This is a genomic window from Streptomyces sp. NBC_00523, from assembly GCF_036346615.1.
In the GTDB taxonomy this organism is placed as follows: domain Bacteria; phylum Actinomycetota; class Actinomycetes; order Streptomycetales; family Streptomycetaceae; genus Streptomyces.
The window spans coordinates 4,376,538-4,400,302 of sequence record NZ_CP107836.1 but is presented as its reverse complement, the minus strand read 5'-3'; the positions used below and the strand labels follow the sequence as shown (position 1 = coordinate 4,400,302).

Genomic DNA, 23,765 nt, shown 5'->3' with positions numbered 1-23,765 from the left:
TCCCGCCATGCATGTACGTACCACCCAAACCTGCGACCTGCGCCCCGCCACCCCCGCCGACCTGGACGACATCGTCGAGCTCCGGGCCGTCGTGATGCGCCCCGACCTGGTCCGCCTCGGCCGCTACGACGAGCACCGGGTGCGGCAGCGGATGCGTGACTCGTACGTCCCCGAGCACACCTCGGTCCTCGTGGTGGACGGCCGCTTCGCGGGCTGCGTGACGCTGAAGCCGTACGAGGACGGGTGGTGCCTGGAGAGCTTCTTCCTGGACGCGGCGCTCCAGGGGCGGGGCATCGGCTCCGGCGTGCTGCGGCGCCTGCTGGCGCGTGCGGACGCGGAAGGGGTGCCGGTGCGGCTGAACGTGCTCCAGGGCAGCGCCGCGCGGCGGCTGTACGAGCGGCACGGCTTCGTGACCGAGCGGGAGGACCCGGTGGACGTGTTCATGGTCCGGTGGCCCGAGCCCGCGGCGTAAGCCCGTAAACCGACCGCGTAAGCCCGTAAGCCCGCCGCGTAAGCCCGTAGAACCCGAAGGGCCCCGCCCCACCGCGTGAACGGTGGGACGGGGCCCTTCTTGGTGCTCTGTGCGGAGCAACCAGGTCAGACGAACAAGTGATTACTTGTTGATCTTGGTGACCTGGCCGGCGCCCACGGTCCGGCCACCCTCACGGATGGCGAACTTGAGGCCCTCCTCCATGGCGACCGGCTGGATCAGCTGGACCGACATGACGGTGTTGTCGCCCGGCATGACCATCTCGGTGCCCTCGGGGAGGGTCACGACGCCGGTCACGTCCGTGGTACGGAAGTAGAACTGCGGGCGGTAGTTGTTGAAGAAGGGGGTGTGACGGCCACCCTCGTCCTTCGACAGGATGTAGGCCTGGGCCTCGAACTCGGTGTGCGGCGTGACCGAACCGGGCTTGATGATGACCTGGCCGCGCTCGACGTCCTCGCGCTTGATGCCACGGAGGAGCAGACCGACGTTCTCACCGGCCTGGCCCTCGTCGAGCAGCTTGCGGAACATCTCGATGCCGGTGACCGTGGTGGTGGTCTTCTCCTGCTTGATGCCCACGATGTCAACGGTCTCGTTGACCTTGAGGACACCACGCTCGATACGGCCGGTGACGACGGTGCCACGACCGGTGATCGTGAAGACGTCCTCGATCGGCATCAGGAACGGCTTGTCGACGTCGCGCTCGGGCTGCGGGATGTTCTCGTCCACGGCCTTCATGAGCTCGAGGACGGTGTTGCCCCACTCCTTGTCGCCCTCAAGGGCCTTGAGCGCCGAGACCTTGACGACCGGAAGGTCGTCGCCCGGGAACTCGTACTCGGAGAGCAGCTCGCGGACCTCGAGCTCGACGAGCTCCAGGATCTCCTCGTCGTCCACCATGTCGGCCTTGTTCAGGGCGACGACGATGTACGGAACGCCGACCTGGCGGGCCAGGAGCACGTGCTCCTTGGTCTGCGGCATCGGGCCGTCGGTGGCGGCGACCACGAGGATGGCGCCGTCCATCTGCGCGGCACCGGTGATCATGTTCTTGATGTAGTCCGCGTGACCCGGGCAGTCGACGTGCGCGTAGTGACGCGACTCCGTCTGGTACTCGACGTGCGCGATCGAGATCGTGATACCGCGCTGGCGCTCCTCGGGAGCCTTGTCGATCTGGTCGAAGGCCGAGGCCTCGTTCAGGTCCGGGTACGCGTCGTGCAGCACCTTGGTAATGGCGGCCGTGAGGGTCGTCTTACCGTGGTCGATGTGACCGATGGTGCCGATGTTGACGTGCGGCTTAGTCCGCTCGAACTTCGCCTTCGCCACTGGGTCCTCCTGTGGAGTGGTTCTGTACGCCTTGCTTCATCGGCGCCAGGTGATCTTTGCTGGGATGCCGGCCCCCGGGGGCATTCTCCGCGAAGTGTGAACTGCGCGACGAATGCCCCACGGGCTCCGGTGACAAGCCTAAAGCGTGAGCTCGGGAGAGTTACTCGCCCTTGGCCTTCGCGATGATCTCCTCGGCGACGTTCCGCGGAACCTCGGCGTAGGAGTCGAACTGCATCGAGTAGCTTGCGCGACCCGAGGTCTTGCTGCGGAGGTCTCCGACGTAGCCGAACATCTCCGAGAGGGGCACGAGGCCCTTCACGACGCGAGCGCCGCTGCGCTCCTCCATGGCCTGGATCTGGCCACGGCGGGAGTTGAGGTCGCCGATGACATCGCCCATGTAGTCCTCGGGCGTGGTGACCTCGACGGCCATCATCGGCTCGAGGAGCACGGGGGACGCCTTGCGGGCACCCTCCTTGAACGCCTGCGAACCGGCGATCTTGAAGGCGAGCTCCGAGGAGTCGACCTCGTGGTAACCACCGTCGAGAAGGATGACGCGGACGCCGACCATCTCGTAACCGGCCAGGATGCCGAACTGCATGGCTTCCTGAGCACCCGCGTCCACCGAGGGGATGTACTCACGGGGGATGCGGCCACCGGTGACCTTGTTGACGAACTCGTACGACGCGTCGCCGCCCTCGAGGGGCTCGATGGCGATCTGCACCTTCGCGAACTGGCCGGTACCACCAGTCTGCTTCTTGTGCGTGTAGTCGATGCGCTCGACGGCCTTGCGGATCGTCTCGCGGTACGCGACCTGCGGCTTACCGACGTTCGCCTCGACGCGGAACTCGCGCTTCATGCGGTCGACAAGCACCTCGAGGTGCAGCTCGCCCATACCACCGATGATGGTCTGGCCGGTCTCCTCGTCGGAGTGCACCTGGAAGGACGGGTCCTCCTCGGAGAGGCGCTGGATGGCGACACCCAGCTTCTCCTGGTCACCCTTGGACTTGGGCTCGATCGCGACCTGAATGACCGGCGCCGGGAAGTCCATGGACTCCAGGATGACCGGGTTCTTGTCGTCGCACAGCGTCTCACCGGTGGTGGTCTGCTTCAGGCCCATGACGGCGATGATGTCGCCGGCGCCCACCGAGTCGATCTCCTCACGCTTGTTCGCGTGCATACGGTAGATCTTGCCGATGCGCTCCTTCTTGCCCTTGACGGAGTTCAGCACCGCGGTGCCGGCGTCCAGGCGACCGGAGTAGATCCGGACGAAGGTGAGCTTGCCGAGGTGCGGGTCGCTCGCGATCTTGAACGCCAGAGCCGACAGCGGCTCGTCGTCCGAGGGCTTGCGCTTCACGACGGTCTCGGGGTCCTTGGGGTCGTGGCCCTCGATGGCCTCGACGTCCAGGGGGGAAGGCAGGTAGCGGACGACCGCGTCGAGCAGGGGCTGGACGCCCTTGTTCTTGAACGCGGTGCCACAGAACACCGGGGTGACGGTGACGGAGTCGGCGCCGCCCTTGGAGGCCAGGGTGATGCGACGGATCGCCTCGTGCAGCTGCTCCTGGGTGGGCTCGGTGCCCTCCAGGTACAGCTCCATCATGGCGTCGTCGTTCTCCGCGACGGCCTCGAGCAGCTTGCCGCGCCACTCGTCCGCCTGCTCCTGGAGCTCGGCCGGGATGTCAACGACGTTGTACATCTCGCCCTTGGCGGCCTCTTCGGGGTACACGAAGGCCTTCATCGACACGAGGTCGACGACGCCCGTGAAGTCCGCCTCGGCACCGATCGGCAGCTGCATGACGATCGGGGTCGCGCCGAGGCGGTCCACGATCATGTTGACGCAGCGCAGGAAGTCGGCACCGGTGCGGTCGAGCTTGTTGACGAAGCAGATACGCGGCACGCCGTAGCGGTCCGCCTGACGCCAGACGGTCTCGGACTGCGGCTCGACGCCGGCCACACCGTCGAACACGGTGACGGCGCCGTCGAGGACGCGGAGCGAACGCTCCACCTCGACGGTGAAGTCCACGTGACCCGGGGTGTCGATGATGTTGATGGTGTGGTCAACATCGTTGAGCGGCCAGTGACAGGTCGTCGCGGCGGACGTGATGGTGATGCCGCGCTCCTGCTCCTGCTCCATCCAGTCCATCGTGGCAGCGCCGTCGTGGACCTCACCGATCTTGTACGAAACGCCGGTGTAGAACAGGATCCGCTCAGTGGTGGTCGTCTTGCCCGCGTCGATGTGGGCCATGATCCCAATGTTGCGGACCTTGGCCAGGTCAAGCGAAGTGGTGGCCATAAGGCTCAGTCTTCTCTCGGTCTCGATGGGGGTAGCGACTACCAGCGGTAGTGCGCGAAGGCCTTGTTGGACTCGGCCATCTTGTGGGTGTCCTCACGCTTCTTGACGGCAGCGCCAAGACCGTTCGAGGCGTCGAGCAGCTCGTTCATGAGCCGCTCGGTCATCGTCTTCTCACGGCGGGCGCGGGAGTAACCCACGACCCAGCGGAGGGCCAGCGTGGCGGCACGACCGGGCTTGACCTCGATCGGCACCTGGTAGGTGGCGCCACCGACACGGCGGGACTTGACCTCGAGCGAGGGCTTGACGTTCTCCAGCGCGCGCTTCAGCGTGATGACCGGGTCGGCGCCGGTCTTCTCGCGAAGACCCTCCATGGCGCCGTACACGATCCGCTCGGCGGTGGAACGCTTGCCGTCGAGCAGGATCTTGTTGATCAGCGACGTGACAAGAGGAGAGCTGTAGACCGGGTCGATGATGACCGGGCGCTTCGGGGCGGGGCCCTTACGAGGCATTCTTACTTCTCCTTCTTGGCGCCGTAGCGGCTGCGGGCCTGCTTGCGGTTCTTGACACCCTGGGTGTCGAGCGAGCCGCGGATGATCTTGTAACGAACACCCGGCAGGTCCTTCACACGGCCACCACGCACGAGCACGATGGAGTGCTCCTGCAGGTTGTGTCCCTCACCCGGGATGTAGGCCGTGACCTCGATGCCCGAGGTCAGGCGCACACGTGCGACCTTCCGGAGCGCGGAGTTCGGCTTCTTCGGGGTGGTCGTGAACACACGCGTGCAGACGCCGCGGCGCTGGGGCGAACCCTCGAGTGCGGGCGTCTTGTTCTTCTCGACCTTGTCCTGCCGGCCCTTCCGGACCAGCTGCTGGATCGTAGGCACTACTTCTCCGGTTTCTGTGTGCCGTCGGTGAAACTAACCTGGAACGTCGCCGACCCACGCGGTCGGGTGTGTCGAATCCTGCGAGCCCGTACCGGAACGGCATGAGGAGCACGGATCACGGTGGCCGAAGACAGGCTCGCCATGCGGTTGAGGACACGCACACGAACCCAGGCACACCCCAGGCACAAGGTCTGAGCGTACCTACCTCACGGACCTGGGTCAAAACAAATGCCGTCCAGCCCGGACGGCCGGCTCCCGCGCCCGGCTTGTCCCGACCCGTACGGATGCCCCACGGCCCCCTGAGAGCGCCCCTGAGGCCGTACGAGCCCCGCGCGGGGCCCCGGGAGCCCTGCCGCACGGGCCCGCCCCTGTGACGTATCACACGCCGAAGGGCGGCCACCCCGTGTGTACGGGACGACCGCCCTCCGGGCGTATCAAGCGACTCGCTTACTGGTTGTACGGACCGTAGTCGTAGTCCTCCAGCGGAACGGCCTGGCCGGAGCCCGTGCCGAACGGCGAGTAGTCGATGTCGTCGTAGCCGACGGCCGAGTACATGGCGGCCTTGGCCTCCTCGGTCGGCTCGACCCGGATGTTGCGGTAGCGGGACAGGCCCGTACCGGCCGGGATGAGCTTACCGATGATGACGTTCTCCTTGAGGCCGATCAGGGAGTCGGACTTGGCGTTGATCGCCGCGTCCGTCAGGACCCTGGTCGTCTCCTGGAAGGAGGCCGCGGACAGCCACGACTCCGTCGCCAGCGACGCCTTGGTGATACCCATCAGCTGCGGACGGCCGGAGGCGGGGTGACCGCCCTCGGTGACCACGCGACGGTTCTCGGTCTCGAACTTCGAGCGCTCCACGAGCTCGCCCGGCAGCAGCTCCGCGTCGCCGGACTCGATGATCGTCACGCGGCGGAGCATCTGCCGGATGATGATCTCGATGTGCTTGTCGTGGATCGACACGCCCTGCGAGTTGTAGACCTTCTGGACCTCGCCGACCAGGTGGACCTGGACCGCGCGCTGGCCGAGGATGCGCAGCACGTCGTGCGGGTTGGTGGCACCCACGGTGAGCTTCTGGCCCACCTCGACGTGGTCGCCCTCGCCCACCAGGAGACGGGCGCGCTTCGAGATCGGGAAGGCGATCTCGTCGCTGCCGTCGTCCGGGGTGACGACGAGCTTCTTGGTCTTCTCGGTCTCCTCGATGCGGACACGGCCCGCGGACTCGGAGATCGGGGCGACACCCTTGGGCGTACGCGCCTCGAAGAGCTCGACGACACGCGGCAGACCCTGGGTGATGTCGTCACCGGCCACACCACCGGTGTGGAAGGTACGCATCGTCAGCTGGGTACCGGGCTCACCGATGGACTGGGCGGCGATGATGCCGACCGCCTCACCGATGTCGACCAGCTTGCCGGTGGCGAGCGAGCGCCCGTAGCAGAAGGCACAGGTGCCGACCGCGGACTCACAGGTCAGGACCGAGCGGGTCTTGACCTCCTCGACGCCGGCGCCCACCAGGGCGTCGATCAGGACGTCACCGAGGTCGACGTTGGCAGGCGCGATGACCTTGCCGTCCACCACGACGTCCTCGGCGAGCATGCGGGCGTAGACCGAGGTCTCGACGTCGTCCGTCTTGCGGAGGACACCGTCGGCACCCTTGACGGCGATCTTCAGCTTGAGGCCGCGGTCGGTGCCGCAGTCCTCCTCGCGAATGATCACGTCCTGCGAGACGTCCACCAGACGACGGGTCAGGTAACCCGAGTCGGCGGTACGCAGGGCGGTGTCCGCCAGACCCTTACGGGCACCGTGCGTGGAGATGAAGTACTCCAGAACGGTGAGGCCCTCACGGAAGGACGCCTTGATGGGACGCGGGATCGTCTCGTTCTTGGCGTTGGACACCAGACCACGCATACCGGCGATCTGACGCATCTGCATCATGTTTCCTCGGGCACCCGAGTCAACCATCATGAAGATGGGGTTCGTCTTGGGGAAGTTCTCGTTCATGGCCTCGGCAACCTCGTTGGTCGCCTTGGTCCAGATCGCGATGAGCTCCTGCGTGCGCTCGTCCTTGGTGATCAGACCGCGCTCGTACTGCTTCTGGACCTTCTCGTCCTGCTCCTCGTAGCCCTTGACGATGGCCTTCTTGGCCTCGGGCACGACGACGTCGGAGATGGCCACGGTGACGCCCGAACGGGTCGCCCAGTGGAAGCCGGCCGCCTTCAGGTTGTCGAGCGTCGCCGCCACGATGACCTTGGGGTAGCGCTCGGCGAGGTCGTTGACGATCTCGGAGAGCTGCTTCTTGCCGACCGAGTAGTCGACGAACGGGTAGTCCTCGGGCAGCAGCTCGTTGAAGAGCGCGCGGCCCAGGCTCGTCCGCAGCCGGAAGGTGTCACCCGGCTGGTACTCGGGCTCGCCCTCCTCGGCGACCGGCGGCACCCAGCCACGCGGCGGGATGGTGCCCACCGGGAAGCGGATGTCGACGGACGACTGGAGCGCCAGCTCGCCGGCGTCGAACGCCATGATCGCCTCGGCCGTGGAGCCGAACGCGCGGCCCTCGCCCTTGGTGTCGCGGAGCTCGCCGTCGGTGGTCAGGAAGAACAGACCCAGCACCATGTCCTGGGTCGGCATCGTGACCGGGCGGCCGTCGGCCGGCTTGAGGATGTTGTTCGAGGACAGCATCAGGATGCGGGCCTCGGCCTGCGCCTCCGCGGAGAGCGGCAGGTGCACGGCCATCTGGTCACCGTCGAAGTCCGCGTTGAACGCGGTGCAGACGAGCGGGTGGATCTGGATGGCCTTGCCCTCGACCAGCTGCGGCTCGAAGGCCTGGATGCCGAGGCGGTGCAGGGTGGGCGCACGGTTCAGCAGCACCGGGTGCTCGGCGATGACCTCTTCGAGGACGTCGTACACCACGGTGCGGCCGCGCTCGACCATGCGCTTGGCCGACTTGATGTTCTGCGCGTGGTTCAGGTCGACCAGGCGCTTCATCACGAACGGCTTGAAGAGCTCCAGCGCCATCGCCTTCGGCAGACCGCACTGGTGCAGCTTGAGCTGCGGACCGACGACGATCACGGAACGCGCGGAGTAGTCCACGCGCTTGCCGAGCAGGTTCTGACGGAAACGACCCTGCTTGCCCTTCAGCATGTCGCTGAGGGACTTCAGGGGACGGTTACCGGGGCCGGTGACCGGGCGACCGCGACGACCGTTGTCGAAGAGGGCGTCCACGGCCTCCTGGAGCATGCGCTTCTCGTTGTTCACGATGATCTCGGGCGCGCCGAGGTCGAGAAGCCGCTTCAGGCGGTTGTTGCGGTTGATCACGCGGCGGTACAGGTCGTTCAGGTCGGAGGTCGCGAAGCGGCCACCGTCCAGCTGCACCATCGGACGCAGGTCCGGCGGGATGACCGGCACGCAGTCGAGCACCATGCCCTTGGGCTTGTTGCTGGTCTGCAGGAACGCGGAGACGACCTTGAGGCGCTTGAGCGCACGGGTCTTCTTCTGGCCCTTGCCGGTACGGATGATCTCGCGGAGGCGCTCGGCCTCCTCGTCGAGGTCGAAGGACTCCAGGCGCTTCTGCAGCGCGGCGGCGCCCATGCAGCCGTCGAAGTACGTGCCGAAGCGGTCACGCAGCTCGCGGTAGAGCAGCTCGTCGCCCTCCAGGTCCTGGACCTTGAGGTTCTTGAAGCGGCTCCACACCTCGTCGAGGCGGTCGATCTCGCGCTGCGCACGGTCGCGCAGCTGCTTCATCTCGCGCTCGGCACCTTCGCGCACCTTGCGGCGCACGTCGGCCTTGGCGCCCTCGGCCTCCAGCTCGGCCAGGTCGGACTCGAGCTTCTTGGCGCGGTTCTCCAGGTCGGAGTCGCGGCGGTTCTCGATCTGCTGGCGCTCGACGGAGACGTGGGCCTCCAGGGAGGGGAGGTCGCGGGTGCGGCGCTCCTCGTCCACGAACGTGATCATGTACGCGGCGAAGTAGATGACCTTCTCGAGGTCCTTCGGCGCGAGGTCCAGCAGGTAGCCCAGGCGCGACGGGACGCCCTTGAAGTACCAGATGTGGGTGACGGGAGCGGCGAGCTCGATGTGGCCCATGCGCTCGCGGCGCACCTTGGCACGGGTGACCTCGACGCCACAGCGCTCACAGATGATGCCCTTGAAGCGGACACGCTTGTACTTGCCGCAGTAGCACTCCCAGTCCCGGGTCGGACCGAAGATCTTCTCGCAGAAGAGTCCGTCCTTTTCGGGCTTGAGGGTGCGGTAGTTGATGGTCTCCGGCTTCTTGACCTCGCCGTGGGACCAGGTCCGGATGTCGTCCGCGGTGGCAAGGCCGATCCGCAGCTCGTCGAAGAAGTTGACGTCGAGCACTTGTCGTCAATCCCTCTTTCGGGGGTTCGAGCCCCCTCGCGTCACGCGAGTAAATCGGGGCACTTCAGCAATGGTCTGAACGGGTCCGGGGAGAGCCGGCCGGATCACGGGGATCCGGCCGGCCAACCCGTCAGACCTCTTCGACGCTGCTCGGCTCGCGCCGGGACAGGTCGATACCGAGCTCCTCCGCCGCGCGGAAGACGTCCTCGTCCGTGTCGCGCATCTCGATGGACATGCCGTCCGAGGACAGCACCTCCACGTTGAGGCAGAGCGACTGCATTTCCTTGATGAGCACCTTGAAGGACTCGGGAATGCCCGGCTCGGGGATGTTCTCGCCCTTGACGATCGCCTCGTAGACCTTCACGCGGCCGGTGACGTCGTCGGACTTGATCGTCAGCAGTTCCTGGAGGGCGTAAGCGGCGCCGTAAGCCTCAAGGGCCCACACCTCCATCTCACCGAATCGCTGCCCACCGAACTGCGCCTTACCACCCAGCGGCTGCTGCGTGATCATGGAGTACGGGCCGGTCGAACGGGCGTGGAGCTTGTCGTCGACCAGGTGGTGCAGCTTGAGGATGTACATGTAGCCGACCGAGACCGGGTCCGGGAACGGCTCGCCGGAGCGGCCGTCGAACAGCTTGGCCTTGCCGGAGGGCTGCACCAGACGCATGCCGTCGCGGTTCGGGATCGTGGCCTCGAAGAGACCGGAGATCTCGTCCTCGCGCGCGCCGTCGAAGACGGGCGTGGCGACGTTGGTGCCGGGGGCGACCTGGTCGGCGCCGATGGCCTGCAGGCGCTTGGCCCACTCGTCACCGAGGCCGGAGACGTCCCAGCCGCGGCTGGCGAGCCAGCCGAGGTGGATCTCCAGGACCTGTCCCGGGTTCATTCGGGACGGGACACCCAGCGGGTTGAGGATGATGTCGACCGGGGTGCCGTCCTCCAGGAACGGCATGTCCTCGATCGGCAGGATCTTCGAGATGACGCCCTTGTTGCCGTGACGGCCGGCGAGCTTGTCACCGTCGGTGATCTTGCGCTTCTGCGCGACGTAGACGCGGACCAGCTGGTTCACGCCCGGCGGCAGCTCGTCGCCCTCTTCGCGGTCGAAGACGCGGACGCCGATGACCTTGCCGATCTCGCCGTGCGGCACCTTCAACGAGGTATCGCGGACCTCGCGCGCCTTCTCGCCGAAGATCGCGCGGAGCAGGCGCTCCTCGGGGGTCAGCTCGGTCTCACCCTTGGGCGTGACCTTGCCGACGAGGATGTCGCCGGCGACGACCTCGGCACCGATACGGATGATGCCGCGCTCGTCCAGGTCCGCGAGGACCTCCTCGGAGACGTTCGGGATGTCCCGGGTGATCTCCTCGGGGCCGAGCTTGGTGTCACGGGCGTCGACCTCGTGCTCCTCGATGTGGATCGAGGAGAGGACGTCGTCCTGCACGAGGCGCTGCGACAGGATGATCGCGTCCTCGTAGTTGTGACCCTCCCAGGGCATGAACGCCACGAGCAGGTTCTTGCCGAGCGCCATCTCACCGAACTCGGTGGCCGGGCCGTCGGCGAGGACCTGGCCCTCGATGACGCGGTCGCCCTCGGAGACGACGACCTTCTGGTTGACCGAGGTGCCCTGGTTCGAGCGCATGAACTTGGCGATGCGGTACGTGGTGTACGTACCGTCGTCGTTCGTGACGGTGATGTAGTCCGCGGAGACCTCCTGGACCACACCGTCCTTCTCGGCCTTCAGCACGTCACCGGCGTCGGTGGCGCAGCGGTACTCCATGCCGGTGCCGACGAGCGGCGCCTCGCTCTTGATGAGCGGAACGGCCTGGCGCATCATGTTCGCGCCCATGAGGGCACGGTTGGCGTCGTCGTGCTCCAGGAAGGGGATCATCGCGGTCGCGACGGACACCATCTGGCGCGGCGAGACGTCCATGTAGTCGACCTCGCCACCGGGGACGTAGTCGACCTCGCCGCCACGACGGCGGACCAGGACGCGGGGCTCGGTGAAGCGCAGGTCGTCGGAGAGCGTCGCGTTCGCCTGGGCGATGACGAAACGGTCTTCCTCGTCGGCGGTGACGTAGTCGACCTCGTCGGTGACCTGGCCGTCGACGACCTTGCGGTACGGCGTCTCGATGAAGCCGAACGCGTTGACGCGGCCGTACGAGGCGAGCGAACCGATCAGACCGATGTTCGGGCCTTCGGGGGTCTCGATCGGGCACATGCGTCCGTAGTGGGACGGGTGCACGTCTCGGACCTCGAAGCCGGCCCGCTCACGGGAGAGACCACCCGGGCCAAGAGCCGACAGACGGCGCTTGTGGGTGAGACCCGACAGCGGGTTGTTCTGGTCCATGAACTGCGACAGCTGGCTGGTGCCGAAGAACTCCTTGATGGAGGCGACGACCGGCCGGATGTTGATCAGGGTCTGCGGCGTGATCGCCTCGACGTCCTGGGTGGTCATGCGCTCGCGCACGACACGCTCCATACGGGCGAGACCCGTACGGACCTGGTTCTGGATGAGCTCGCCGACGTTGCGCAGGCGGCGGTTGCCGAAGTGGTCGATGTCGTCGGTCTCGACGACGATCGTCCGACCGGACTCGCCGACCGTCTCGGTCTCACCGGCGTGCAGCTTGACCAGGTACTTGATGGTCGCGATGACGTCGTCGGTGGTGAGCACGCCGGCGTCCAGCGGCTCGTCCGCGCCGAGCTTCTTGTTCACCTTGTAGCGGCCGACCTTCGCGAGGTCGTAGCGCTTCGGGTTGAAGTAGAGGTTCTCGAGCAGCGTCTGAGCGGCCTCGCGGGTGGGCGGCTCGCCCGGGCGGAGCTTGCGGTAGATGTCGAGCAGCGCGTCGTCCTGGCCCTGGGTGTGGTCCTTCTCCAGGGTGGCGCGCATGGACTCGTACTCGCCGAACTCCTCGAGGATCTGCTCGGTGCTCCAGCCGAGCGCCTTCAGGAGGACGGTGACCGACTGCTTGCGCTTGCGGTCGATGCGGACACCGACCATGTCGCGCTTGTCGATCTCCATCTCCAGCCAGGCACCCCGGGAGGGGATGATCTTGGCGGAGAAGATGTCCTTGTCGGACGTCTTGTCGATCGAGGAGTCGAAGTAGACACCCGGCGAGCGGACCAGCTGCGACACCACGACACGCTCGGTGCCGTTGATGACGAAGGTGCCCTTGTTGGTCATGAGCGGGAAGTCGCCCATGAAGACCGTCTGGGACTTGATCTCGCCGGTCTCGTTGTTGGTGAACTCGGCCGTGACGAAGAGCGGGGCGGCGAACGTGAAGTCGCGCTCCTTGCACTCGTCGATCGAGTTCTTCGGGGGCTCGAAGCGGTGGTCGCGGAACGTGAGCGACATCGACCCGGAGAAGTCCTCGATCGGAGAGATCTCCTCGAAGATCTCCTCCAGGCCGGACTTGGTGGGGACGTCTTGTCCACTGTCCAGAGCAGCCTCGACGCGAGCCTTCCAGGCGGCGTTGCCGAGGAGCCAGTCAAAGCTCTCGGTCTGCAGCGCGAGGAGGTTCGGAACCTCGAGGGGCTCCTTGATCTTTGCAAAAGAGATGCGCAGCGGGGCGGTGCTGGCGCCGTTGTTCGTATTCGCGGTCGAGGCGTTGCGCGAGGCGGCCAAGAGGGGGTCCTTCCGAGGGCTCGGACTCACTACGCGCGTACCGGTCCCAAATTGGACATGAGGGCAGAAAATCCCAGGTCAGGGAAGATCGGTCCACGATGCTCAGGATGGGTATGCCCCTGGTGACGGGCAGGAGGCAGCTAACAGGCAGCGCAAAGGGTCAGTGTAGCCAAGTGCCACACTGATGTCCAGTCGGGGTTTTCAGAGACCCACGTTGCTCTCAACAGCTCTTCTCAACACCTATGTCCAGCCCTGCGCGAGGTGCGCCCTTCTTTACTGCCCGCTTCGCCGTCGATCCATGCCTCGGATTCGGATCGATTCGGCGACGCGCCTTGAGAATTGCGCGCCGCGTGCGGTTCGTCAAGGGCCCCTTCGGCCCCGGCCGCCCTCGGGCCCCGCGAGAGGCGCACGGCGAAGATCACCATACTCGTCAACGCGGGAAGGGCAAGGCACCCTCCTCCGGTACGCCGAAAGGCGACCACCCGTACGGGTGATCGCCTTTCGCGATGTGACTCCGCGCCTCGCGACACGGGGGTCCTGAGGAGTCAGAGGACTCCTCGGGTCACTTGACCTCGACGGAGGCGCCGGCGCCCTTGAGGGACTCGGCAGCCTTGTCCGCGGCGTCCTTCGCGACCTTCTCGAGGACGGGCTTCGGGGCGCCGTCCACGAGGTCCTTGGCCTCCTTCAGGCCGAGGGAGGTCAGCTCACGCACGACCTTGATGACCTGGATCTTCTTGTCACCGGCGGCGGTGAGGATGACGTCGAACTCGTCCTTCTCGTCCTCGACCGGGGCGGCCGGGCCGGCCTGGCCCGGGCCCGCGACGGCGACGGCCGCGGCGGCGGTGACGTCGAACTTCTCCTCGAAGGCCTTCACGAACTCGGAGAGCTCGATGAGGGTGAGCTCCTCGAACTGAGCGAGCAGGTCTTCCTGGCTGAGCTTCGCCATGACAGGCGTCCTTCCACTATTCGGCAGGTGCCGGATGTATATGTCGGCGGGCGTACGTGGGGCCCGCTGGACCGCTGAGCGTGATTACTCGGCGGCCTCGGCGGGAGCCGGCGTACCGGCACCGCCCTGCTCCTCCAGCTTGACGCGAAGCGCTTCCGCGGTGCGGACGAACTTCGACGGCAGCGCCTGGAAGAGCTGCGCAGCCTGAGTCTGCTTGCCCTTCATGGCACCGGCCAGCTTGGCGAGCAGAACCTCGCGGGACTCGAGGTCCGCGAGCTGCTTGATGTCATCGGCGGACAGCGCCTTGCCGTCAAGGACACCGCCCTTGATGATCAGGTTCGGGTTGTCCTTGGCGAAGTCACGAAGACCCTTCGCCGACTCCACCGGGTCACCGGTGACGAAGGCAACCGCCGTCGGACCTGCGAACAGGTCGTCCAGCGTGTCGATCCCGGCCTCGTTGGCCGCAATCTTGGTCAGCGTGTTCTTCACCACGGCGTACTGGGCGTTCTCACCGAGCGAACGGCGCAGCTGCTTGAGCTGTGCCACGGTGAGACCCCGGTACTCGGTCAGCACGGCGGCGTTCGAGCTGCGGAACTGGTCCGCGAGCTCGGCTACCGCTGCAGCCTTGTCGGGCCTAGCCATAGCGTCGGCCTCCTTCCGGGTGATGAGGACCGCTCGAAAGGGACCGGAAAGACGAAACGCCCCGGCGCAGGCGCCAGGGCGTAGCTCGACCGAACGAAGTCCGGGAGCTCTCCACAGTCACCTGCGCAGGTCGTCCGCATCAACGGAGCCTTCGGTTGCCCGAATCCATCACGGATTCAAGAAACGACCAGCGGTCTTTGGCTTCTAAAGGAGAGTACGCGACTCGGGTCGCGCCGGGCAAATCCGTCCCGCTTCGGGTGCTGCCGGGAGGTTTGAACGTCCCGGAACCGGGTTACGAAGCGGCTCCCTGCTGCTGCTTCATCAGCTCGGTGAAGTCGACGGTCTGGGCGGCCGGCGGGGCCTCGACCGACACCTTCACGCCGTAGTCGCTGTAGAACACCGTGGAGTTGAGCTCGCCGGTCTGCATCTCGCCGCGCTCGGTCTTCTTCACCAGCAGATCGTTCTCGTCCACCCAGATGTCGATCTTCTCGGTGGTGATCCCGGACGTGGCCAGCTGCTTCTTGAGCTCGGCGATCTCGTCGGCGTCCAGACTGCTGTTCTTGGCGGTCAGCTCGGCGACGTCGACCGTGCCCGAGTAGTGCGTGGCGCTGACGCCGCGCACGTCCTCCTGGCCGACCTTCTTCACGTCACCGGAGGCCAGCAGCGACTTCACCCCCTGCTCCGGGGTGCTGTTCTGCATCTGGTCCTTCATCGCGGCGCCCGCGGCGCCGGAGAGCTTGGCCATGTCGTCGTAGCTGTAGCTGATCCAGCGCTTGCCGCCGGTCTGCTGGGCCATGGCCTCGCCCATGTCCACCACGTACCCGTCCTTGAGGTAACGGGCCTCCATCGTGCCGTCGCTGCCGAGCTGCTTCATGCTGTCGGCCATGGCCCCGCCGGTGGACGTGATCTTCAGCGTGCCGGTGATGCCGTCGGACCAGTCGATGGTGCCCTGCTGCTTGGCGGACATCGCGCTGCCCATGGTCGTCGTGCCGTCGATCCGGGCCGAGTGCGCCTGGCCGGTCTTCTTCTGCACGGCGACCAGCGCGGCGATAGGGTCGACCTTCGCCACGGCACGGCCGGCGCTCTCGTTCTTGTCCCCGCCCTTGCTGCCGCCGTCGTCCGATCCCCCACAGGCCGCGACCGAGGTCAGCGCCGCCGCCACAGCGACGGACAGGCCCACGCGCCGTACGGTTTTGGTCAACATATGTGATTCCCACCCCTCGTTCGACTCTCGGTCACCCACGCTAACGCAGGGCTCCGACAGTCATGTCCACGTACGAATGAGGACGGGCCCCGCACCTCGAAAGGTTGCGGGGCCCGTCCCATGTCACACGTGACGCGGCGGTCATACGAGCGCGGAGGCTCAGACGGCGGCCGGGTCCTCCTCGGTGAGGAGGTTACGGGTGCGGTTGGAGTCCAGCGGGATGCCGGGGCCCATCGTGGTCGCCAGGGCGGCCTTCTTGATGTAACGGCCCTTCGCCGCGGACGGCTTGAGGCGGAGGACCTCTTCCAGCGCCGCTGCGTAGTTCTCCACCAGCTTGGTCTCGTCGAAGGAGACCTTGCCGATGATGAAGTGCAGGTTCGAGTGCTTGTCGACGCGGAACTCGATCTTGCCGCCCTTGATGTCGTTGACAGCCTTCACGACATCGGGGGTGACCGTACCGGTCTTCGGGTTCGGCATCAGACCACGCGGACCGAGCACGCGGCCGAGACGGCCGACCTTGCCCATGAGGTCCGGGGTCGCGACGACGGCGTCGAAGTCCAGACGGCCCTTCGCCACCTCGTCGATGAGCTCGTCGGAGCCGACGATGTCGGCGCCGGCGGCTTCCGCGGCCGCAGCACGGTCACCGGTCGCGAAGACCAGGACCCGGGCGGTCTTGCCGGTGCCGTGCGGGAGGTTCACGGTGCCGCGGACCATCTGGTCGGCCTTGCGCGGGTCAACACCCAGGCGGAAGGCGACCTCGACGGTGCCGTCGAACTTCGTGGTGGCGGTCTCCTTGGCGAGACGGACGGCCTCGAGCGGGGCGTACAGGCGCTCCCGGTCGATCTTGGCGTCCGCAGCGCGGAGGTTCTTGCTGCGCTTCACTTCTACTCCTGATGGTTTTCAGAGTGTGGAGTCGTGGTGCGGACCAGCGCCGGTCCTACCACTGAGGGCGTGGGGCTGAATCAGCCTTCGACCGTGATGCCCATGGAACGGGCGGTGCCAGCGATGATCTTCGACGCGGCGTCGAGGTCGTTGGCGTTCAGGTCGGGGAGCTTCGTCGTGGCGATCTCGCGGACCTGGGCAGCCGTCAGCTTGGCGACCTTGGTCTTGTGCGGCTCGCCGGAGCCCTTCTCCACACCCGCGGCCTTGAGGATCAGCTTGGCGGCCGGCGGAGTCTTGGTGATGAAGGTGAAGGAGCGGTCCTCGTAGACCGTAATTTCCACCGGCACGACCATGCCACGCTGCGACTCGGTCGCGGCGTTGTAGGCCTTGCAGAACTCCATGATGTTGACGCCGTGCTGACCCAGTGCGGGGCCGACCGGCGGGGCCGGGTTGGCCGCACCGGCGTTGATCTGGAGCTTGATAAGCCCCGTGACCTTCTTCTTCTTGGGAGGCATGTGCTCTCTCCGGGTCCTAGTGAGAGTTTTCGCCTTCATCCGGTCATCCGGATGCAGGCATACCGCACAACGATAACGGGTATAGCCGTGCGACCAAAAACCAAGCAGGTCAGACCGGCTGCGAGAGCCTGTCTGACCTGCTCGGTAGGCATGTGTCCAGAAGCGGGCGGAAAGCTCAGTTCTTCTGGATCTGGTCGAAGCTCAGCTCGACCGGGGTCTCGCGACCGAAGATCTCGACCAGGCCCTTGACCTTCTTCGAGTCGGCGTTGATCTCGTTGATCGTCGCCTGCAGCGTCGCGAACGGGCCGTCGGTGACGGTGACCGAGTCGCCGACCTCGAAGTCGAGGACCTCGACGGTGACCTTGCGGGCCGGAGCCGGCTTGCCCTCGGCCTCGGCGGCCTCGCGGGCGGCCTTCTCCTCGGCCTCCGGAGCGAGCATCTTGACGATCTCGTCCAGCGTCAGCGGGTACGGGTCGTAGGCGTTGCCCACGAAGCCGGTGACACCGGGGGTGTTGCGGACGACGCCCCAGGACTCGTTCGTCAGGTCCATGCGCACCAGGACGTAGCCCGGGAGCTTGTTCTGACGGACGTTCTTGCGCTCGCCGTTCTTGATCTGGACGATTTCCTCCTCAGGCACCTCGGCCTGATAGATGAACTCCTCCACGTTCAGCGAGACGGCGCGCTGCTCCAGGTTGGCCTTCACACGCTTCTCGTAACCGGCGTACGTGTGGATGACGTACCACTCGCCCGGCAGCCCGCGGAGCTCTTCGCGCAGGGCCGTGACGGGGTCGACGGGCTCGGCCGGCTCGGCCTCCTCCTCGTCGGCCGCGTCCGCGGTCTCCTCGGCGGTGTCCTCGGACGCCTCGTCGCCGGCCTCGTCGGCGTCGGCGGCTTCGGCCTGGTCCGACTCCTCGGCGTCCGCCGCCTCGACGATGTCGAGCTCGTCCTCGGCGGACTCGAAGGCGCCCGCCGTCGGCTCGACGGCGTCGTTCAGGTTCGGGTCAGACACGGTGGCTTCTTCCTGGATACAGATGGGTGGAACATGCGAAAGGGGCGCCCATCAGGCGCCCTTCGCGTGGATCAGCCGAAGACGTACTTGATGACCCGCGCGAAACCGAAGTCAATCACGGTTACGAGGCCGATCATGACGACGACGAACGCAATCACCACAGTGGTGTACGTCGTCAGCTGGTTGCGCGTCGGCCAGACGACCTTGCGGAGCTCCGCGACGATCTGGCGGTAGAAGAGCGCGAGACGGCCCAGAGGGCCCTTCTTGCCGCGCTTGCCGCCCTTCCGGGTCTTCTTCTTCGACTCGGGGGCCTCGTCCTCGGCATCAGGCTTGTCGATGGAGCCCACGGCGTCCGTCACGCTTCTCACCTGATTCCGGGTCGTGGCCGTGCCGCGCCCGGTGGAGCCGCACGGCGGTGCATTGAAGTACGTACATGCGCACACATCCTGGCGAAGGAGTGTGTAGCAGGGCCGGAGGGACTTGAACCCCCAACCGCTGGTTTTGGAGACCAGTGCTCTACCAATTGAGCTACGACCCTTTGTGGATTCCACCAACCTACCGCATGTTCCCGGATGACCCGAGTGCAGGAACGGTGCGGCTGGTGAAGGCCAACGACAGGAGAGTGTACGTGCTCAGCGGCCCGGCGTCGAACAGAAAGCTGCTGATCGCTCCTGGTCGCTTCGTGTCCGCATGCTGTCCGAGTGCTGTCCGGTCCCTGAAACCCCTGTGCCGACGCGGAAAACGGTCTGCGAGCATGGGGGCATGAGCGCTGCTACTTCTCCGTCCGAGAGCCGGGTCTCCGCCCGCATCGGTGCCATCTCCGAGTCCGCCACCCTCGCCGTCGACGCCAAGGCCAAGGCCCTCAAGGCCGCCGGCCGCCCGGTGATCGGCTTCGGTGCGGGCGAGCCCGACTTCCCGACCCCCGGCTACATCGTGGACGCCGCCGTCGAGGCGTGCCGCACCCCGAAGTACCACCGCTACACCCCGGCGGGCGGGCTCCCCGAGCTCAAGGCCGCCATCGCGGAGAAGACGCTGCGCGACTCCGGTTACGAGGTCGACGCGTCCCAGATCCTGGTGACCAACGGCGGCAAGCAGGCGATCTACGAGGCGTTCGCCGCGATCCTCGACCCGGGCGACGAGGTCATCGTCCCGGCCCCGTACTGGACCACCTACCCCGAGTCGATCCGGCTGGCCGGCGGCGTCCCGGTGGAGGTCGTGGCCGACGAGACCACCGGTTACCGGGTCTCCGTGGAGCAGCTGGAGGCGGCCCGTACCGAGCGTACGAAGGTCGTCCTGTTCGTCTCCCCGTCGAACCCGACCGGCGCGGTCTACAGCGAGGCCGACACCGAGGCGATCGGCCGCTGGGCCGTCGAGCACGGCCTCTGGGTGATGACCGACGAGATCTACGAGCACCTGGTCTACGGGGACGCGAAGTTCACCTCGCTCCCGGCGGTCGTGCCGGAGCTGCGCGACAAGTGCATCGTGGTCAACGGCGTCGCCAAGACGTACGCGATGACCGGCTGGCGGGTCGGGTGGATCATCGGCCCCAAGGACGTCGTGAAGGCCGCGACGAACCTCCAGTCGCACGCCACGTCCAACGTCGCCAACGTCTCGCAGGCCGCCGCGCTGGCCGCCGTCTCCGGGGACCTGGACGCGGTCGCCGAGATGCGCACCGCCTTCGACCGGCGCCGCCGGACCATCGTGAAGATGCTCAACGACATCGACGGCGTGTTCTGCCCGGAGCCCGAGGGCGCGTTCTACGCGTACCCCTCGGTCAAGGACCTGCTCGGCAAGGAGATCCGCGGCAAGCGCCCGCAGACCTCGGTGGAGCTGGCCGCGCTGATCCTGGACGAGGCCGAGGTGGCGGTCGTCCCGGGCGAGGCGTTCGGCACGCCGGGCTACCTGCGCCTGTCGTACGCGCTGGGCGACGACGACCTGGTCGAGGGCGTCTCGCGGCTCCAAAAGCTGCTGGGCGAGGCGAAGGCGTAAGCGCCTCCCCCTTCCCGTAAAAGCGGCCCCCGATGTCCGAACCGGGGGTCGCTTTCGCGTTCGAGAGGGCACTCGATGGAGAAAGCGGCTACCGCGCCGCCCCCTCCGTGCGGCAGGATCTTGCAATGGAACGTGATGTACGGCTGCTGCCCAAGGCCCACCTGCACCTGCACTTCACCGGGTCGATGCGGCCCACGACGCTGCTGGAGCTCGCCGACAAGTACGGGGTGCGGCTGCCCGAGGCCCTGACCGGCGGCGAGCCGCCCAAGCTGCGCGCCACGGACGAGCGGGGCTGGTTCCGCTTCCAGCGGCTGTACGACATCGCCCGGTCCTGCCTGCGGGCCCCCGAGGACATCCAGCGCCTGGTGCGCGAGACCGCCCAGGAGGACGTGGCGGACGGCTCCGGCTGGCTGGAGATCCAGGTCGACCCCACCTCGTACGCACCCCTGCTCGGCGGCCTGATCCCGGCGATCGAGATCATCCTGGACGCGGTGGACGCCGCCTCGCGCGAGACCGGGCTGCCGATCCGGGTGGTCATCGCGGCGAACCGGATGAAACACCCGCTGGACGCGCGGACCCTCGCCCGGCTCGCCGTGCGGTACGCGGACCGGGGCGTCGTCGGCTTCGGCCTCTCCAACGACGAACGGCGCGGGATGGCCCGCGACTTCGACCGGGCCTTCGCCATCGCCCGGGAGGGCGGTCTGCTGGCCGCCCCGCACGGCGGCGAGCTGTCCGGCCCGTCCAGCGTCCGGGACTGCCTGGACGACCTCGACGCGGCCCGTGTGGGGCACGGGGTGCGCTCCGCCGAGGACCCCCGGCTGCTGCGCCGGCTCGCGGAGGCGGGGGTGACCTGCGAGGTGTGCCCCGCGTCCAACGTGGCGCTCGGCGTCTACGAGAAGCCCGCCGATGTCCCCCTGCGCACTCTGTTCGACGCGGGGGTGCCGATGGCCCTCGGCGCGGACGACCCGCTGCTCTTCGGCTCCCGGCTGGCCGCGCAGTACGACCTGGTGCGCCGCCACCACGCGTTCACCGACGAGGAGCTGGCCGAGCTGGCCCGCCAGTCGGTGCGCGGTTCGACGGCGCCGGAGCCGGTGCGGGCGGAGCTGCTGGCGGGGGTCGACGCGTGGCTGGCGGGTCCTGCGGCCTGAGCCTCAGCCCGCGAGGCCGTTGAGCAGGGTGCGGGCGAGGGACGCGGCGAAGTCGTCCAGCGGCTGGGGCGGTTCGCCGTCGTCCGTGGCGTCGTAGGCGAAGGCGCGCTGGGCGCAGGCGCCGAGGAGCAGTGCGGCGGCCGCGTAGGTGTCGGCGTCGGGGCGGACGCGGCCGGCGGTCTGTTCGGCCCGCAGATACGTGTCGACGCCGCGGATGGGCAGGTGGGGGCCGGTGCCGAGCTCGCGCATGGCCGCGTCGTGGCGCTCCTTGAGCCTCGGTTCGGCGTACAGGGAGGCGGCGATCGGGAAGCTCTGCTCGTAGAACAGAGCGGCCTGCCGGGCGATGTCGGTGAGGTTCTCCTCGACCGACCGCTCCCCCGCGCCCGGATCGGCGATGAGCTCGCGCAGATCGATCTTGGGCAGCCGTTCCTTGAGGACCACCACGAACAGCTCCTCCTTGCTGAGGAAGTTCTTGTAGAGCGCGGCCTCCGAGCAGCCGGCGGCCTTGGCGATCTCCTTGGTGGTGGTCCGGGCCAGGCCCTTGGTGAGCATGAGCTCGTGGGCGGCGTCGACGAGGCGGACGCGGGCCGGCTTCTGCTCCATGAGCACTCCGATAAGACTTGACGGGTGAGTGATTACCCACCCACTCTAGAGGTGAGTGAACACTTACCCACCTCGAAGGGGTGTGCCATGAAGCTCACGGTTTTTGGTGCGACCGGCGGTATCGGGCAGGAGATCGTCCGCCAGGCGGTGGCGGCGGGGCACGAGGTGACGGCGGTGGTGCGCGATCCCGCCCGGCTCGCGGTCCCGCTCTCGGACATCACGGTGCACACGGCTGCCCGGGTGGACGACCCGGAGGCGCTGCGGGAGGCGGTGGCGGGCCGGGACGCGGTCCTCTCCGGCCTCGGGTCCAGAGGCCGGAAGGCCGACGGGATCGCCGAGCGGCTGACCCGCGCCGTGCTGACGGCCATGGAGGTGGAGGGCACCCGGCGGCTGCTGGTGGTCAGCGCCGCCCCGGTCGCCCCCACGCCCGCCGACGAGCCGCTGCTCGATCGGATGATGCTCTCGATGATCGGCGCGGTCCTCAAGGAGGTGTACGCGGATCTCACCGCGATGGAGGCGGCGCTGGCGGCCTCGGCCACGGACTGGACGTCGGTGCGGCCGCCCAAGCTGACGAACGGGCCCCTGACGGGCACCTACCGCACGGTCGTCGGCGGCAACCCGCGCAGCGGCCGGTCCATCTCCCGGGCCGACGTGGCCCACGCGATGCTGGCGCTGATCGGCGACGCGGCGACGGTGAAGCAGGGCGTGGGCGTCGCGTACTGAAGGCGTGGAGCACCCGGGGCACGGGGCCCGGGCGCTCTACAGGCTGACGCCCACCGTCACCGGTTCGTTGACCAGGGTGACGCCGAAGGCCGCGTGCACCCCGGCCACGACCTCGCGCGCCAGGGCGAGCAGGTCCTCCGTGGTCGCCGCGCCCCGGTTGGTGAGGGCCAGCGTGTGCTTGGTGGAGATGCGGGCGGGTCCGGTGCCGTAGCCCTTGGTGAAGCCGGCCCGGTCGATGAGCCAGGCGGCGGAGGTCTTGGTGCGCCCGTCACCGGCGGGGAAGGCGGGGGGCGCCACCTCGGGGCCGAGCCGGTCGGCGACCCGGGCGAGGAACGCGTCGAACTCGGCCTGTTCCAGGATCGGGTTGGTGAAGAAGGACCCGGCCGACCAGGTGTCGTGGTCCTCGGGGTCCAGCACCATGCCCTTGCCGGCGCGCAGCCGGAGCACCGTTTCACGGGCCTCGGCGGTGGGAACGCGCTCCCCCTCCTGGACGCCCATGGCCCGCGCGGTCTCCGGGTACTTCAGGGGCGCCGAGAGCCCGCCGGACTCCTCCAGGCCGAAGCGGACGCGCAGCACCACGTACCGGTCGGGTTCGGCCTTGAAGCGGCTGTGCCGGTAGGAGAACGCGCACTCGGAGTTGGGCAGGACGACCGTTTCCCGGGTGCGCCGGTCGTAGGCGACGACCTCCGTGATGGTGGCGGACACCTCCTGTCCGTACGCCCCGACGTTCTGGATGGGCGTCGCACCCGCCGAGCCGGGGATGCCGGCCAGGCATTCGAGGCCCGCGAGACCGGCCTCCACGGTGCGGGTGACGGCGTCGGTCCAGACCTCGCCCGCGGCCAGTTCCAGGGAGCCGCCGTCGAGGACGAAGCCCTTGGTGGCGATCCGCAGGGCGGTGCCCTCGAAGCCCTTGTCGCCGATGACCAGGTTGCTGCCGCCGCCGATGATCAGGAGCGGGGTGCCGCTGTCGTCGGCCTCGCGCACGGCTTCGATCACCTCGGTGTCCGTGGTGGCCGTGAGGAGCCGGGTGGCGGGGCCGCCGAGCCGGAAGGTGGTCAGGGGGGCGAGGGGCGCGTCGTGGAGTTCCTGCACGGGGACAAGGGTACGGTCCGTGGCCCCGCCGTCTGGGCGGGGCCACGGACCGTGTGGCGGGTGCGGGGT

Annotated in this window: 19 protein-coding genes and 1 tRNA gene; 4 read left to right on the top strand and 16 right to left on the bottom strand. The window is 67.6% G+C overall.

Annotated elements, in window-relative coordinates; translation table 11 throughout:
* The first annotated feature begins 7 nt into the window (after nucleotides 1-7).
* Nucleotides 8-472 (top strand): GNAT family N-acetyltransferase, encoded by a 465-nt coding sequence (locus tag OHS17_RS20065; RefSeq protein ID WP_330313294.1) that lies wholly within the window; start codon nucleotides 8-10, stop codon nucleotides 470-472.
* Between the two features lie 141 nt (nucleotides 473-613).
* Here OHS17_RS20065 and tuf read toward each other — a convergent pair whose 3' ends face one another.
* The 14 genes from tuf to OHS17_RS19995 all read right to left on the bottom strand — a co-directional run bounded on the left by tuf (nucleotide 614) and on the right by OHS17_RS19995 (nucleotide 18,679).
* Nucleotides 614-1,807, bottom strand: coding sequence for an elongation factor Tu (tuf, locus tag OHS17_RS20060; protein ID WP_018101246.1), 1,194 nt, complete (start codon nucleotides 1,805-1,807; stop codon nucleotides 614-616).
* Nucleotides 1,808-1,967: 160 nt separating this feature from the next.
* Nucleotides 1,968-4,097: an elongation factor G gene (gene fusA, locus OHS17_RS20055; RefSeq protein WP_073862614.1), complete on the bottom strand. Its 2,130-nt coding sequence runs from the start codon at nucleotides 4,095-4,097 to the stop codon at nucleotides 1,968-1,970.
* 38 nt (nucleotides 4,098-4,135) lie between these two features.
* Nucleotides 4,136-4,606: a 30S ribosomal protein S7 gene (rpsG, locus tag OHS17_RS20050; RefSeq protein WP_018101248.1), complete on the bottom strand. Its 471-nt coding sequence runs from the start codon at nucleotides 4,604-4,606 to the stop codon at nucleotides 4,136-4,138.
* Nucleotides 4,607-4,608: 2 nt separating this feature from the next.
* Nucleotides 4,609-4,980 (bottom strand): 30S ribosomal protein S12, encoded by a 372-nt coding sequence (gene rpsL / locus OHS17_RS20045; protein WP_003948652.1) that lies wholly within the window; start codon nucleotides 4,978-4,980, stop codon nucleotides 4,609-4,611.
* Between the two features lie 447 nt (nucleotides 4,981-5,427).
* Nucleotides 5,428-9,327 (bottom strand): DNA-directed RNA polymerase subunit beta', encoded by a 3,900-nt coding sequence (locus OHS17_RS20040; RefSeq protein ID WP_018101255.1) that lies wholly within the window; start codon nucleotides 9,325-9,327, stop codon nucleotides 5,428-5,430.
* 130 nt (nucleotides 9,328-9,457) lie between these two features.
* Nucleotides 9,458-12,943 carry a DNA-directed RNA polymerase subunit beta gene (rpoB, locus tag OHS17_RS20035; RefSeq protein ID WP_018101256.1) on the bottom strand — a complete coding sequence of 1,162 codons (3,486 nt, stop codon included), beginning with the start codon at nucleotides 12,941-12,943 and terminating at the stop codon, nucleotides 9,458-9,460.
* A 562-nt stretch (nucleotides 12,944-13,505) separates the two neighbouring features.
* Nucleotides 13,506-13,889 carry a 50S ribosomal protein L7/L12 gene (gene rplL / locus OHS17_RS20030; protein WP_018101257.1) on the bottom strand — a complete coding sequence of 128 codons (384 nt, stop codon included), beginning with the start codon at nucleotides 13,887-13,889 and terminating at the stop codon, nucleotides 13,506-13,508.
* Between the two features lie 84 nt (nucleotides 13,890-13,973).
* Nucleotides 13,974-14,531 carry a 50S ribosomal protein L10 gene (gene rplJ, locus OHS17_RS20025; RefSeq protein ID WP_018101258.1) on the bottom strand — a complete coding sequence of 186 codons (558 nt, stop codon included), beginning with the start codon at nucleotides 14,529-14,531 and terminating at the stop codon, nucleotides 13,974-13,976.
* A gap of 292 nt (nucleotides 14,532-14,823) precedes the next feature.
* Entirely contained in the window at nucleotides 14,824-15,735 is a 912-nt protein-coding gene (locus OHS17_RS20020) for a hypothetical protein (protein WP_330313293.1), read from the bottom strand.
* Nucleotides 15,736-15,894: 159 nt separating this feature from the next.
* The gene (rplA, locus tag OHS17_RS20015; protein WP_018101260.1) at nucleotides 15,895-16,617 is read right to left on the bottom strand and encodes a 50S ribosomal protein L1; all 723 of its coding nucleotides are present in this window, start codon (nucleotides 16,615-16,617) and stop codon (nucleotides 15,895-15,897) included.
* 80 nt (nucleotides 16,618-16,697) lie between these two features.
* Complete coding sequence (rplK, locus tag OHS17_RS20010) at nucleotides 16,698-17,132, bottom strand: 50S ribosomal protein L11 (RefSeq protein WP_018101261.1); 435 nt, start codon at nucleotides 17,130-17,132, stop codon at nucleotides 16,698-16,700.
* Between the two features lie 175 nt (nucleotides 17,133-17,307).
* Nucleotides 17,308-18,141, bottom strand: coding sequence for a transcription termination/antitermination protein NusG (nusG, locus tag OHS17_RS20005; RefSeq protein ID WP_330313292.1), 834 nt, complete (start codon nucleotides 18,139-18,141; stop codon nucleotides 17,308-17,310).
* Nucleotides 18,142-18,212: 71 nt separating this feature from the next.
* Complete coding sequence (gene secE, locus OHS17_RS20000) at nucleotides 18,213-18,500, bottom strand: preprotein translocase subunit SecE (RefSeq protein WP_018101263.1); 288 nt, start codon at nucleotides 18,498-18,500, stop codon at nucleotides 18,213-18,215.
* Nucleotides 18,501-18,606: 106 nt separating this feature from the next.
* Nucleotides 18,607-18,679: transfer RNA gene (locus tag OHS17_RS19995), tRNA-Trp, on the bottom strand.
* 224 nt (nucleotides 18,680-18,903) lie between these two features.
* On the opposite strand from OHS17_RS19995, the gene OHS17_RS19990 reads away from it, so the two are divergent.
* Nucleotides 18,904-20,130, top strand: a complete 1,227-nt coding sequence (locus OHS17_RS19990) for a pyridoxal phosphate-dependent aminotransferase (protein ID WP_026171281.1) — start codon at nucleotides 18,904-18,906, stop codon at nucleotides 20,128-20,130.
* A 125-nt stretch (nucleotides 20,131-20,255) separates the two neighbouring features.
* Complete coding sequence (locus OHS17_RS19985; protein WP_330313291.1) at nucleotides 20,256-21,278, top strand: adenosine deaminase; 1,023 nt, start codon at nucleotides 20,256-20,258, stop codon at nucleotides 21,276-21,278.
* Between the two features lie 3 nt (nucleotides 21,279-21,281).
* Here OHS17_RS19985 and OHS17_RS19980 read toward each other — a convergent pair whose 3' ends face one another.
* Nucleotides 21,282-21,881, bottom strand: coding sequence for a TetR/AcrR family transcriptional regulator (locus tag OHS17_RS19980; protein ID WP_018101266.1), 600 nt, complete (start codon nucleotides 21,879-21,881; stop codon nucleotides 21,282-21,284).
* A gap of 87 nt (nucleotides 21,882-21,968) precedes the next feature.
* Here OHS17_RS19980 and OHS17_RS19975 point away from each other — a divergent pair, with 87 nt between their 5' ends.
* Entirely contained in the window at nucleotides 21,969-22,604 is a 636-nt protein-coding gene (locus OHS17_RS19975; RefSeq protein WP_330313290.1) for an NAD(P)-dependent oxidoreductase, read from the top strand.
* A gap of 36 nt (nucleotides 22,605-22,640) precedes the next feature.
* Here OHS17_RS19975 and OHS17_RS19970 read toward each other — a convergent pair whose 3' ends face one another.
* A complete protein-coding gene (locus tag OHS17_RS19970; RefSeq protein WP_330313289.1) occupies nucleotides 22,641-23,696 on the bottom strand; it encodes a UDP-N-acetylmuramate dehydrogenase in 1,056 nt (351 codons plus the stop codon).
* Nucleotides 23,697-23,765: the final 69 nt, after the last annotated feature.